Genomic DNA, 12,758 nt, shown 5'->3' with positions numbered 1-12,758 from the left:
GATCCATCACGCCATGAGCTTCCAATTTGCCGAATTAGCAAAAACCGCCAGTGCAGACGGCGTCATTTCTCCGGATGAACTATTGGCATTGCGCCAACTGGGCTGGGGTGACGGTGAAATTCACCGCGGCGAAGCGGAAGCGATCTTTGTGATCAACCATGCCCTGACCGCGCCAGACGATGCGTGGGTGGATTTCTTCGTCGAAGCGATTGGCGAATTTGTCCTCAACGGCAGCGAACCACGCGGCTATGTGGACCAGGAAGAAGCCGACTGGCTGATCGGCGCGCTAGACCAAGATGGCAGGCTGGAAACGATGGCCGAGCTGGAACTGCTCGCCCGGATTATGGAGCGTGCCGGCAACGTGCCCGACACACTCAAACATTACGCGCTCAAACAAATCGAAGCCGCCGTTTTGACCGGCCAGGGACCGACACGCTGCGGCGGTGAATTATCGGCCCATCAGATTACCAGTGCCGAATGCGCGCTCATCCGGCGCTTTATCTTTTCCAGCGGCGGACATGGACCGGCCGCTGTCAGCCGATTCGATGCAGAGATGTTGTTCCGCCTGAAAGACGATACGCTTGGCCAAACTAACGCAGCCGACTGGCAAAACCTATTCGTCGATGGTGTTGCGAACTATTTGAAAGGCTTCACACTCGCAAACGCACAGGTTTCGCACGAAAGGCGCAAAGAGCTTGAAGCATTTGTGGCCGATGACTCGGCAAATGTGGGCCGGTTCTTCCGCCGGATGGCGACAGAGGCACCCAACGTCCGCAACAATTTCGGCGTAGTGTTCGGTAAGAAGTTTACCGCGCCGTCGATTGCAGATCGAGCTGCCGCGGGCGACGAAGTGACGAGCAATGAACGCAAATGGCTGGATGGCCAGATTGAAAACGACGGACACATCGACGCGCTGGAGCGTGCTTTACTTAACCGTATTGCAGCAGACCTCGCTTAGGGGCAGCGGCCGCCGCATAGATCGCGTCAGACCATGAAGCTTTCACCACAGCCGCAGGCGCCTTTGGCGTTGGGGTTTTCAAAGGTGAAGCCAGCGGTGAAATCATCCTCGACCCAGTCCATCACAGATCCAACAAGATAGAGTACGCTGGCCCCGTCGATGTAAAAAATACCACCTGGGGTTTCGATTTTCTCGTCAAACTTTACTTCTTCGGTCACATAATCGACCGAGTAAGCCAAACCGGAGCACCCCCGGCGAGGGGTCGATAGTTTCACGCCGATAGCATCAGCGGGAGCTTGCGACATCAGATGCGCAATACGGGCCTCTGCCCCTTGCGTCAGCGTAACAGCGGCCGGGACCTGCCGGGTTTTTACGTCAACCATTATAGCATCCCCAGTTCAAGGCGGGCTTCATCGCTCATCTTCTGCGGGTCCCATGGCGGGTCCCACACCAACACAACCTCTGCATCGCGGACACCCGGTACCGATCCTGCTCTCAGCTCAACTTCAGCTGGCATGGATTCAGCGACCGGGCAGTTCGGCGTGGTCAGCGTCATGCTGACCACCACATCGCTTTCGTCATCCACTTCAACGCCGTAGATTAGACCCAAATCGTAAATATTGACCGGGATCTCCGGATCATAAATCTCTTTCAAGGCGGCGATCACCGCGTCGTGAATTGCACCGCCCGGTTCGCCATCAGCAACCTGCTCAGGCTTTTTCTGGAGAAAGCCTTCCAGGTAGTCACGCTTGCGCTCCAGCTTCTCGCCCATGCTTTCAGGCGCAGGTTCTACTGCATCTTCGACACGTGCGCGCTTGGCAGGAGCAACCGCGACTACTTCCTCGACAGCAATTTTACGCTCTTGGTTTGCATTTCCAGTCATTGGTCCGGTCATTGCCCAAAAATCCTTGTCGTCCGTTCAATTCCGCGCAGCAGCGCGTCAATATCGCTCTCGTCGCTATAAAGCCCAAAACTGGCGCGTGCCGTTGCCGATACGCCCAGATGCGCCATCAATGGCTGTGCGCAGTGATGGCCCGCCCGAATTGCGACATTTTCTTCATCCAATATGGTGCCCAAATCGTGCGGATGAACCCCTTCCATTTCAAACGAGACTATACCCGCAGATTTGTCCGGCCCAAACAAACGGATGGAGTTCATAGCACGCAATTCACTGCGCAGCTTGGCAGCCAGCGCGCTTTCATGGGCAAATAGCTGCTCCATATCCAGCGCTTGTGTGTAATCAATCGCCGCATGCAAAGCGATGGCTTCTGTAATCATCGGCGTCCCTGCCTCAAACCGTTGTGGCGGCGGGGCATAGGTCGAGTTTTCAAAGGTCACGGTGTCGATCATCGCGCCTCCACCTTGGTAGGGTGGCATCGCGGCCAGCAGTTCTTCACGTGCCCACAGGACACCAATACCGGTCGGCCCGTATAGCTTATGTGCGGACAAAACATAGAAATCGCAGTCGAGCTCTGTCATACTCAGCCGCATCCGCGGGGCCGCTTGGCAGCCATCGAGCAGCAGCTTGGCACCGACGGAATGGGCTAGCTTTGCAGCCCGCTTCACACCCAAAATAGAACCGAGCACATTGGAAACATGGGCAAGCGCAACGATTTTGTGCTGCGGCGTGAGCATTGTCTCTAACGCATCAAGATCAATCAAATGGTCGTCGGTTAGCGGGCAGACATCAATCTCGGCGCCAGTGGCCTTGGCAATCATTTGCCACGGCACAATGTTGGAATGATGCTCCAACTGGCTCAGCATAATCCGGTCACCGGCTTTCAGATTCAAGCCGCCCCAACTATGCGCAACCAGATTGATCCCTTCGGTCGCGCCGCGCACAAACACGATCTCGTTTTCCGACTTTGCGCCGATAAAATCGGCAACGCGGCGCCGTGCGGCTTCGTAGGCCAGTGTCATATCGGCGGATCGGGAATACACGCCGCGATGGACCGTCGCATAGTCACGGCCCAGTGCATTGCTCATCGCGTCGATCACAGCCTGCGGCTTTTGCGCGGTCGCAGCGGTGTCGAGATAATGCCAAGCGTCTCCGCCCGGTGTCATCAGCCCGGGAAAGTCAGCTTTGCGAGAAAGAATAGCTGCTTGCGTCACATTGCCCCCGCATCCAGCGCGGCCAAGGCATGGTCGAGCATCGCTTCGCGCTGCTCCGCATCATCCAATTCAGCAAAAGCATCACCAATGAATGCTTGGATCAATAACTTGCGGGCAATGTGCGGCGGAATTCCGCGCGCTGCCATATAATACCGCGCTTGCTCATCCAGCTGACCGATAGCGGCACCGTGCGCGCACAGTACATCATCGGCGAAGATTTCCAGTTCCGGTTTGGTATTCGCCGTCGCACCCTTTTCCAGCAAAATAGCGCGGAAGTTCTGGCCTGCGTCCGTCTTTTGAGCATCACGCGCGACTTCAATCCTGCCCAAGAAATTACCAACTGACTTGCCCCATTGGACCGCGCGGATCACTTGGTTAGATGTTGCATTTGGATGCGCGTGTTTGGTGCGGGTCACGAATTCCTGCACGCTATCGCCACCGCCCAATGTGACACCGCCAAATTCAAAATGCGCGCCGTCTTCCAGCGTTACTTCAACCTCGACACGGCCATAGTGATTGCCCGCCAATGTGGCGAAGCTTTCAAAACGGCCGCCTGCACCGACGTGGACGCGTACCCGTTCCATCACGCCGTCCGGGTGGTCAACCGGGAGGTAGTTTTGCACTTCGCGAACAGTTTCACCAGCTAGGACCGTAACCGTCCGCCAATTGTGGATCACTACAGGGTCCGCTTGCTTGAGGAATTCAGCGTCGCTGTAACGCCAATCCTCTTCGCGTGTTGTGGGGAGAGCAGTGACCGTCATTATGCCGCTTCCGCCATAATGCCGTCATAGCCTTCACTCTCCAGACGGAGCGCCAAGTCAGGGCCGCCTGTCTTCACGATCCGGCCATCAGCAAGAACGTGCACTTTGTCGGGCTTCACATAATCAAGCAGGCGTTGATAGTGAGTAATCAGGAGAACGCCCTTATTGTCTGCGCGCATTATTTGGTTGATGCCGTCACCCACAATACGCAATGCATCGATGTCCAAACCGCTATCGGTTTCATCAAGAACTGCGAATTTCGGACCCAAGATACCCATCTGAACCATCTCGGAACGCTTTTTCTCGCCGCCGGAAAACCCGACATTCACCTGCCGCTTGAGCATTTCCATATCGAGTTTGAGCAGGCCTGCTTTTTCACGTGCCAGTTTCAGAAAGTCGCCGCCCGATAGCGGTTCTTCACCGCGTGCAGCGCGCTGGGCATTCAGCGCCTCCCGCAAAAACTGCACATTGGAAACACCGGGTATCTCAACCGGATATTGGAAGCCGAGGAACAGTCCTTCAGCGGCCCGCTCATGCGGGTCCATATCAAGCAGATCCTTGCCATCAAAGCTGACCGAACCGGAAGTCACTTCGTAGCCTGGCCGGCCGCCCAAAACATAAGAGAGTGTACTTTTACCGGCGCCATTGGGGCCCATAATGGCGTGCACTTCGCCCGCGTCTACTTCCAGGGTTAAACCTTTGAGAATTTCGGTATCACCGACCGTGGCGTGAAGGTTTTCAATTTTCAGCATAATTGATCTGCGTCTTTCAAGGAATTGAATGGGATTAATAGCGGCTGCGGTGAAACCGCTCTTCGCCATCATTGTCGCCAAATTGGATTGTGTTACCGGCTGCGATACGTGGACGTTCAAATGGCTTGTCCAGCTCTGCGCCAATAGTCGCAACGACAGTATCGAGATCTTCCATGACCTCTATTTGGGAAAAGCGCATTACCCGCACCCCAACGTCGTTAAGCTTGCGATCGGATAATTGTTCTATCGTGTGATCGGCGTCGGTCTCACCGCTGATTTCAACAACCAGCCAACGGGTTTTACACGCAAAGTCGACCACAGAAGAGCCCATCACAACCTCACGGTTAAACGCAAAATTATTGAGGCCTTTATCCTTCAGAACCGCCCAAAGCTGCTTATGCGCAGCCGTCGGATGCCGGCGGTTAAACCGCGCCCGATCATAAAGCTTATCCTTGCGCGCTTCGGAAATATTCCAACCCGCAGTTTTGTCAGCTTTAGTTGCCTCACCGGAGCCCAAGGAGAGTTTCTTGCGCTCGGTCACAGGCCCTCGTCCTCACCAACAGAAGGGTCATTTTGACTAGCGGATGTCTGGATTTGGTCAGCATAAGGGTTGCCCGCCAGATCTTGTGCAATTTGTACATCAATATCTCTACCGCGCTCGATATGAATCTTGCGGAGCGTTTCAAACACCAGAGATACTTTCTCGGGAGTCATTGCAGGATAGCGGCCAGATTTGGCAAGGATGGCATTCGCGTCCTTTTGGGCCTGCTTGCCTTTCTTCTCACACGATTCAACGGCCTTGCGATGCTGCCCTTCAAAAGTATAGCCTTCACCAGCGATTACCTCCTCAGACTGAAGGCAGTTGTAGTAACCAGCCACGGAGGCGTCGATTACGAACGGGTACTCGATAGTCCAAGTCTTAGGTTGTTCAGGGTATTCAGCAATAGCCGCCTGCGACTGCAGTCCGATAACGAACGATGCCAATGCAATGCTAAGCATGGTGTATTCTCCATGTATGAGTTGTCTTGCGGGTCATGACTATCCGACCGAACCTTCTAGGCTGATTCCCAGCAGCTTTTGCGCTTCCACAGCGAATTCCATAGGCAATTGCTTGAGCACTTCTTTGGCAAAGCCATTGACGATCAGCCCGACCGCTTCTTCTTCGCCCAATCCGCGCTGCATGGCATAGAACAGCTGGTCGTCGCTGATTTTACTGGTCGTTGCCTCGTGCTCGATCTGGGCGGTTGGGTTTTTCACTTCGATATACGGCACGGTATGCGCACCGCAGGTATCGCCGAGCAACAGACTGTCACATTGCGTGAAGTTGCGGACATTATCTGCATTGGCGCCAACCCGAACAAGCCCGCGATAGGTGTTGTCAGACTTGCCGGCGCTAATACCCTTGGAGATGATCGTAGAGCGGCTTCCCTTGCCGTTATGGATCATCTTGGTGCCGGTATCGGCCTGCTGGTAATTGTTAGTCACTGCGACAGAGTAAAACTCACCCACGCTGTCTTCGCCATTGAGGACGCATGACGGGTACTTCCAAGTGACCGCGCTGCCCGTTTCCACTTGGGTCCAGCTCACTTTGGAGCGCGCGCCTTGGCACAAAGCGCGTTTGGTGACGAAATTATAGATCCCGCCCTTGCCTTCAGCGTCACCCGGATACCAGTTTTGAACGGTCGAATATTTGATCTCGGCGTCGTCCATCGCGACAAGTTCAACCACTGCTGCGTGCAATTGGTTCTCGTCGCGCATCGGCGCGGTGCAGCCTTCCAGATAAGACACATAGCTGCCTTTTTCCGCCACAATCAGTGTCCGCTCAAACTGGCCGGTATTCTCCGCATTAATCCGGAAATAGGTGCTCAGCTCCATCGGACAGCGGACACCTTCTGGGATGTAGACAAAGGTTCCATCCGAAAACACCGCGCAATTGAGCGTCGCGAAGTAATTATCCTGCATCGGCACCACTTTGCCGAGCCACTTCTTCACCAGATCAGGATATTCCTTGATCGCTTCAGAGATCGACCGGAAGATAACACCTGCCTTTTCAAGCTCTTCGCGAAAGGTTGTGGCAACCGATACACTGTCAAACACCGCATCGACCGCAACTTTGCGTGCGCCTTCCACACCGGCGAGCACTTCCTGCTCGGCGATTGGGATACCCAGCTTATCGTAAACCCGCTTAATTTCCGGATCGAGTTCATCCAAAGAACCCAGTACGGGTTTCTTCGTCGGTGCCGCATAATAATACGCGTCTTGATAATCGATTTTTGGATAGCCCAGCTTGGCCCAATCCGGCTCTTCCATCGTCTGCCACATACGGAACGCTTTGAGACGCCAATCGAGCATCCATTGCGGCTCTTCCTTTTTGCCGCTGATAAACCGCACAGTATCTTCGTTCAGACCCTTCGGCGCGAATTCCTGCTCAATATCAGACGAGAACCCGTGCTCATACGTCTCCAGGCTTTTGGCGGCATCGCGTGCCGCCTTGTCCTGAATTTCTTCTTCAGGGGCAGCATCCAAGATCTTGTCGCCCGACAGAGTGGTTTGTTCGTTCATACCAGTTCCTGATGAGGTGTAGTTTGCGCCAAACGCGTGAGCGGAATATCCGCCAACGCGCCGCGCAGTGCTTGATTAACAATTGGCCAGTGAGGCCGGACCGCGCAATTCTGTTCCAGTCCGCATTCGTGCGCATTGCTGTCCACGCAGGCCGTCAGCGCAATAGGCCCTTCAATGGCTTCGACAATATCAGCCAAAGTAATGGCCGCTGCCGGGCGAGCGAGCTGCAAACCGCCCCCCGCACCGCGAACAGAGCGGAGCAAGCTTGCCGCAGTAAGCTTGCTGACAACTTTCTGGACGGTTGGCCCCGGCAAGCCGGTTTCCGCCGCCAATTCAGACGCAGATACACGGCCGCCACCGCAATGCTGTGCAGCGGCAGCCATAGTAACAACGGCGTAATCGGCAAGATTGGACAATCGCATATCAGAGTAAACTTAAATTGGACTGATTCGTTCCAATTTCATCTAGTCGCGCGATTCCACCCTTTCAACGGCAAAACACCTGTTGCGAGTCGTTAGCAGATAAGAGGGGCTAGTCCTCCGTCATCGACGCTTTGCGGGCGCGAATGAAATTATCGACATTCTCTTCCATAATCGACAGCGGAACCGGGCCATTCTTCAGGATGACATCGTGGAATTCACGAATGTCATAGGCGGTCCCCAGCTCGGTTTTCGCCCGTGACCGCAGTTCCATGATCTTAAGCTTGCCAATCATGTAGGCTGTGGCTTGCCCGGGATAGACAGCATAGCGCTCAATCGCCTTGCGAATATCACCGTCTGGATTGGGCGTATTATCCGTCAGATATTGAATCGCTTTCTCTCGGCTCCACCGCTTGTGGTGCAGCCCTGTATCGACCACCAACCTACACGCGCGCCATAGCTCCATGCCCAAACGGCCAAAATCGGAGTAAGGGTCTTGATAGAAACCCATATCTTTACCCAATTCCTCCGAATACAGGCCCCAACCTTCCGAATAGGCAGTCACACCGCCAAAGCGGCGAAACGCAGGTACATCACCAAGCTGCGTTTGAATGGAAAGCTGCAAATGGTGGCCAGGCAGGCCTTCATGATAAGCGAGCGCCTCCATTTCATTCTTCGACATATCGCGCAGATTATACAGGTTCACGTAATAGGTACCGGGGCGCGAGCCATCGGGGGCAGGCCGCTGATAAAACGCCTTACCAGCGCTTTGCTCACGAAACGCCTCGACCGGTTTAATCACCAGAGGATCGGTTGGTAGCACACCGAAAAACTCCGGCATCTTTTCGCCGAGCGCATCAATTTTGGCCGTCGCATCGGCGATATATTCTTCGCGGCTGGTGTAGAAGAACTGGTCGTCGGTACGCGTAAACTGGAAGAAATCCTGCAGACTGCCTTCAAAACCGACCGTCTTCATAATAGCGCGCATCTCACCATGGATACGCTCGACCTCGCGCAGACCGATGTCGTGGATTTCATCAGCAGTAAGATCGGTCGTGGTATAGTTTGCGAGAAGCGCCTTATAATAGGCTGCACCTTCGGGAAAGCGCCAAACGCCATCATCGGTCGGGGCGATGGCCTGTTGCCGCTTCAGTTCCGCCAAAAGCCGTTGATAGGCGGGCAAGGCATGCTGATTCCAGGCCAATGGGGCGGCCTTGCCGAGAGTGTCCAACGCTTCAGATGACTCTCCCGCCGCCTGTGATAGACCGGCCAACTTCGCGGAAAAGTCTTCCAACACCGCGTTATCATCACCGGCTGCAAGCAGGTTTTCAATGTCCTTGATGACATAGGGATACACCCAGTCCGGCGGCATCACACCCGCGTCTGCGCGCGCTTTTGACTCGGCGGTTAAGGCATCAATCGCTGGCCCCAGCCCGCGTATCCTCTCAACATAGGCGGCCGCATCGCTTGGCGTTGAAACCCGGTGAATATTGATCAAAAACGCCGGAAGCTGGCTTTGCGCGCCATTCATCTGGTCAAAGACATAACCATATTTACGGAACCTAAACCGCTCGGCTCCGCGCTCTGCAACGGCTTCAAATAACCGGTAAGACAGCGCATCCTGATCTGACAGTTCTGCCAGATCATAAGTGCCGCGCATCGTCTGCGCGGTCGATTGCAGCAAATCGTTACTTGCCACTTCAGCCGCATCGGAGAAATCGCCCCACTTGCTGTAATCATCGTCCCGAATACCGCGATATGCCTTTGACAAAGGAGACAGTTCAAGCTGAGCCGCGTCGTATTCTTCAAACAGCCCGTTGATTGTCTGCGCAGGTGCTTCAGCCGCAGCAGAACCCTCAGCGGAAACGGGCGCAGCAGATGCGGCCGTACTCACAGGTTCGCTATAGGTAGAAGAACATGCCGCAAGGCTAACAGCCCCGCAGCCGAGCATCAGATATTTACGGACCATCGCACATCTCCAAACAGAAATAATGACGGGCCTTTAATCAGGAAATGGCAGCGTCGGCCAGACTAACCGGCACACCACGCCCAGATTACGCAAAAAAAGGGGCAGCCCCATTTCCGGAACTGCCCCCTAAAGTCGAGGAACTCTATACATGGAAGTAAGAGCCCTTCGGGTCGCAAGGAAGCGTATAGATCGCTTTCTAAATTGCAGATTGTATGGAAACGACAGTAATTGACGTTCTTAAACTAATTGCATTTTATCAGAGGCTTACGATATGAATTACAATGGCATATCGACAGTGCCGGAGCATATGGGCATAGGCGTTGACCCATGATTTTCAATCTGATCAAGCCCGCCCTTTTTACGCTCGATCCTGAGCGTGCACATCTGCTTACCCTAGCTGGTCTACAAGCCATGCCCGCCGGACCTAAGCCCAAGGCAGGCAAACTCGCAGTAGATGTGGCAGGTATCCAATTTCCAAACCCCGTCGGAATGGCCGCCGGATTTGATAAAGACGGTGAAGTGCCGGATGCTGTGCTGGGCCTTGGGTTTGGGTTTGCCGAAGTTGGCTCGATCACCCCGCTCCCGCAAGCTGGCAATCCCAAGCCGAGGCTGTTCAGGCTGGTCCAGGACAAGGCCGTGATCAACCGCATGGGATTTAACAATGGCGGCGCGAAGGCGGCGGCAGAGCGGCTCCATGCCCGCCAGTCACGCGGCGGCGTTCTGGGCATTAATATCGGCGCGAATAAGGATTCGGCGGATCGAATTGCTGATTATGCAAAAATGACCCGGATCATGGCGCCGCTGGCCACTTATCTCGCGGTCAATATCTCCAGCCCCAACACTCCGGGCCTGCGGGCGTTGCAAGATGAAGGCGCTTTGGTCGCTTTACTCGATGCTGTTCTTGAAGCGCGCGGAGAAAATGGCCCGCCGATTTTTTTGAAAGTTGCGCCTGATCTGACCCCGACGGACATCGATGCCATTGCCCGTATCGTGATGGACAAATCGCTTGGCGCCCTGATCGTTTCCAACACGACAATCAGCAGACCTTCGCTGCAGTCCCATCATATAGGAGAGACCGGCGGCTTGTCCGGCGCTCCGCTAAAATCGCTCGCGCTGCAGCGTATCAGAGATTTTCGTTCCGCCGCCCGCGGTGCAATTCCTTTGGTGGGTGTCGGCGGGATCGCCAGCGCTGAAGATGCTTGGGAAAGAATCCGCGCCGGTGCCAGCTTGGTCCAGTTATATAGCGCTCTAGTCTATGAGGGGCCCGGTTTGGCGAAGCGGATCACACGGACCTTGCCCAAACTGATGGCCCGCGACGGATTTTCCACCATTGCAGAGGCGATAGGAACCGAATAGCGTTCCGCCCATGACCACAACCAAACGATTTCGCCCTTTCGCCGGACAATTGGGAGCGTTGGGAACAGCAGCCCTGTTGCTGGCCGCCTGCACACCGCCGGAACACATGAATTCTGTTCCTATTGCTGAAAATACCGATGCACCGCGTGTAACAGGCGCAGTGACTGCGGCAGACCCGCGCGCGGAGGCCGCTGGCGAAGCTATGCTGGCCCGAGGGGGTTCTGCTACAGATGCGGCAATTGCTGTCATGTTGGCGCTGACTGTTGTGGAGCCTCAAAGCTCTGGCATTGGCGGGGGCGGGTTTATCGTGCGCGGTACAGCCGATGGCGCAGTGACCAGCTTCGACGGCCGCGAAACTGCACCCGCTGGGGCTGATCCTCAGTGGTTTATCGGCGAAGATGGCGAGCTGCGCGATTATCGCACCACCGTGCGCAGCGGGCTCAGCGTTGGTGTCCCCGGGAACATTGCGGTTGCCGCCAAAGCCCATGCAGCGCACGGAAAGCTGGCTTGGGCGGAACTGTTCCAACCAGCGATAGCATTGGCCCGCGATGGTTTTACGATGAATGTCAGGCTCAATGAATCGCTGTCTACCCGCTTTGATCGGGCGGGGCTGACGGAATTTGGCCGTGATCTCTATTACAATGCAGATGAGACACCCAAAGCGGTGGGTACTACCCTCAAAAATCCAGCGATAGCCGGGATGCTGGAAGCGGTTGCCAACACAGGTCCGGAGGCCTTTTATGCTTCCCCATCAGCGATTCAGATGGCTGATATGGTAAAGGCTGCAACGCCGCGCAGCGGCGGCATGACACCGGCTGATGTGGCGGGATATGTGGCAAAAGAACGCGAGGCGGTATGCGGCACCTATCGCGGCTATCGCATTTGCGGCATGGGACCGCCATCATCGGGCGCAGTCGCGGTCACGCAGATACTTGGACAGCTGGAACGCTTTGACCTGACAGCGCTCGGCGCGGACAATCCGGTAACATGGCATCTATTTCTGGAATCGCAGCGATTGGCCTATGCGGATCGTGAAATCTATTTGGCCGATAGTGATTTTGTCGATGTCCCTGTCAAACAACTGATCAACACAGAGTATCTGGCGCAGCGCAGCGCATTGATCCGCGCGGATGCGGCTTTGGAAAGCGTCAGCCCGGGGACACCGCGCGGGGTTACACAGGCCTTCGCAGATGGTGACGAGCCACCGGAAAATGGCACGTCGCATTTAGCAGTGATCGACAGCGCGGGAACAATGATCAGCTATACTTCGACTATCGAAGGGGCGTTCGGGTCTGGACTGATACATCACGGGTTTTATCTCAATAATGAGCTGACCGATTTCAGCCGCTCACCGGAAAAGGATGGCAAACCGGTCGCCAACCGGATTGAGGCAGGTAAGCGGCCCCGTAGCTCTATGGCGCCAACCATCATTTACGACCCGGACGGCAAACCGGTCGCAGCCATCGGGGCCGCTGGCGGTACGACAATTCCGGTGCAAACGGCCCGCAGTATTATCGGTATTATCGACTTCGGCCTGTCCGCAGAGGATGCATTGGGATTGCCGCTGATTATGGCATTTGGCAGCCGTGTACTGGTTGAAGAAGGCACGTGGTTGGAGGCAAGAAAGGCCGAATTCGAGGCCCTGGGACACGGGCAAATCGTGGCACGAAAGCCCCCACTGAAAGCTGGAGCCATCGTTTGGAATGGAGCCGGGTGGGACAGTGCCCGCGACCCGCGGCTGAAAGGAAAGCTAGAATATACCAAATAGCCGCACACCTGACCGGCAGCATATCGTAGCTTGCCCGACATAGGGTGGAACTGTAGATCGTCATCAACCGTTACAGCGGAACGAAAAATGGGAGCAGGAGA

At 55.3% G+C, this 12,758-nt stretch carries 13 protein-coding genes; 3 read left to right on the top strand and 10 right to left on the bottom strand.

Annotation, left to right across the window (positions count from 1 at the left end):
* The first annotated feature begins 13 nt into the window (after nt 1-13).
* Nucleotides 14-958, top strand: coding sequence for a hypothetical protein (locus HKD42_RS11580; RefSeq protein WP_170013504.1), 945 nt, complete (start codon nt 14-16; stop codon nt 956-958).
* A 26-nt stretch (nt 959-984) separates the two neighbouring features.
* Here HKD42_RS11580 and HKD42_RS11575 read toward each other — a convergent pair whose 3' ends face one another.
* From HKD42_RS11575 to HKD42_RS11530, 10 genes are all read right to left on the bottom strand, one after another.
* The gene (locus HKD42_RS11575) at nt 985-1,341 is read right to left on the bottom strand and encodes a HesB/IscA family protein (RefSeq protein WP_170013502.1); all 357 of its coding nucleotides are present in this window, start codon (nt 1,339-1,341) and stop codon (nt 985-987) included.
* Nucleotides 1,341-1,811 carry an SUF system Fe-S cluster assembly protein gene (locus HKD42_RS11570; RefSeq protein WP_425500392.1) on the bottom strand — a complete coding sequence of 157 codons (471 nt, stop codon included), beginning with the start codon at nt 1,809-1,811 and terminating at the stop codon, nt 1,341-1,343. Before HKD42_RS11570 ends, HKD42_RS11575 begins: the two co-directional genes overlap by 1 nt.
* Nucleotides 1,812-1,849: 38 nt before the next feature.
* A complete protein-coding gene (locus tag HKD42_RS11565) occupies nt 1,850-3,022 on the bottom strand; it encodes a cysteine desulfurase (protein ID WP_211483617.1) in 1,173 nt (390 codons plus the stop codon).
* A 44-nt stretch (nt 3,023-3,066) separates the two neighbouring features.
* Nucleotides 3,067-3,831 carry a SufD family Fe-S cluster assembly protein gene (locus HKD42_RS11560; RefSeq protein ID WP_170013498.1) on the bottom strand — a complete coding sequence of 255 codons (765 nt, stop codon included), beginning with the start codon at nt 3,829-3,831 and terminating at the stop codon, nt 3,067-3,069.
* On the bottom strand, nt 3,831-4,583 hold the full coding sequence (gene sufC, locus HKD42_RS11555) for a Fe-S cluster assembly ATPase SufC (RefSeq protein ID WP_170013496.1): 753 nt from the start codon (nt 4,581-4,583) through the stop codon (nt 3,831-3,833). The genes HKD42_RS11560 and sufC overlap by 1 nt, the downstream gene beginning before the upstream one ends.
* A 34-nt stretch (nt 4,584-4,617) precedes the next feature.
* Nucleotides 4,618-5,124 (bottom strand): DUF559 domain-containing protein, encoded by a 507-nt coding sequence (locus HKD42_RS11550; protein ID WP_170013494.1) that lies wholly within the window; start codon nt 5,122-5,124, stop codon nt 4,618-4,620.
* Complete coding sequence (locus HKD42_RS11545; protein WP_170013492.1) at nt 5,121-5,582, bottom strand: hypothetical protein; 462 nt, start codon at nt 5,580-5,582, stop codon at nt 5,121-5,123. The genes HKD42_RS11550 and HKD42_RS11545 overlap by 4 nt, the downstream gene beginning before the upstream one ends.
* A 39-nt stretch (nt 5,583-5,621) precedes the next feature.
* Entirely contained in the window at nt 5,622-7,145 is a 1,524-nt protein-coding gene (gene sufB / locus HKD42_RS11540) for a Fe-S cluster assembly protein SufB (protein WP_170013490.1), read from the bottom strand.
* Nucleotides 7,142-7,567, bottom strand: coding sequence for an SUF system Fe-S cluster assembly regulator (locus HKD42_RS11535; protein WP_170013488.1), 426 nt, complete (start codon nt 7,565-7,567; stop codon nt 7,142-7,144). Before HKD42_RS11535 ends, sufB begins: the two co-directional genes overlap by 4 nt.
* Before the next feature lie 109 nt (nt 7,568-7,676).
* Nucleotides 7,677-9,533, bottom strand: a complete 1,857-nt coding sequence (locus HKD42_RS11530) for a DUF885 domain-containing protein (RefSeq protein ID WP_170013486.1) — start codon at nt 9,531-9,533, stop codon at nt 7,677-7,679.
* A 327-nt stretch (nt 9,534-9,860) separates the two neighbouring features.
* On the opposite strand from HKD42_RS11530, the gene HKD42_RS11525 reads away from it, so the two are divergent.
* Complete coding sequence (locus tag HKD42_RS11525; protein ID WP_170013484.1) at nt 9,861-10,889, top strand: quinone-dependent dihydroorotate dehydrogenase; 1,029 nt, start codon at nt 9,861-9,863, stop codon at nt 10,887-10,889.
* A 10-nt stretch (nt 10,890-10,899) separates the two neighbouring features.
* A complete protein-coding gene (locus HKD42_RS11520; protein ID WP_246236993.1) occupies nt 10,900-12,657 on the top strand; it encodes a gamma-glutamyltransferase family protein in 1,758 nt (585 codons plus the stop codon).
* The last annotated feature ends 101 nt before the right edge of the window (nt 12,658-12,758 follow it).

Source organism: Pontixanthobacter rizhaonensis, assembly GCF_012972675.1.
GTDB lineage: Bacteria > Pseudomonadota > Alphaproteobacteria > Sphingomonadales > Sphingomonadaceae > Pontixanthobacter > Pontixanthobacter rizhaonensis.
Note: the sequence above shows the minus strand (reverse complement) of the source record. Positions and strands in the feature narration are given on the sequence as shown.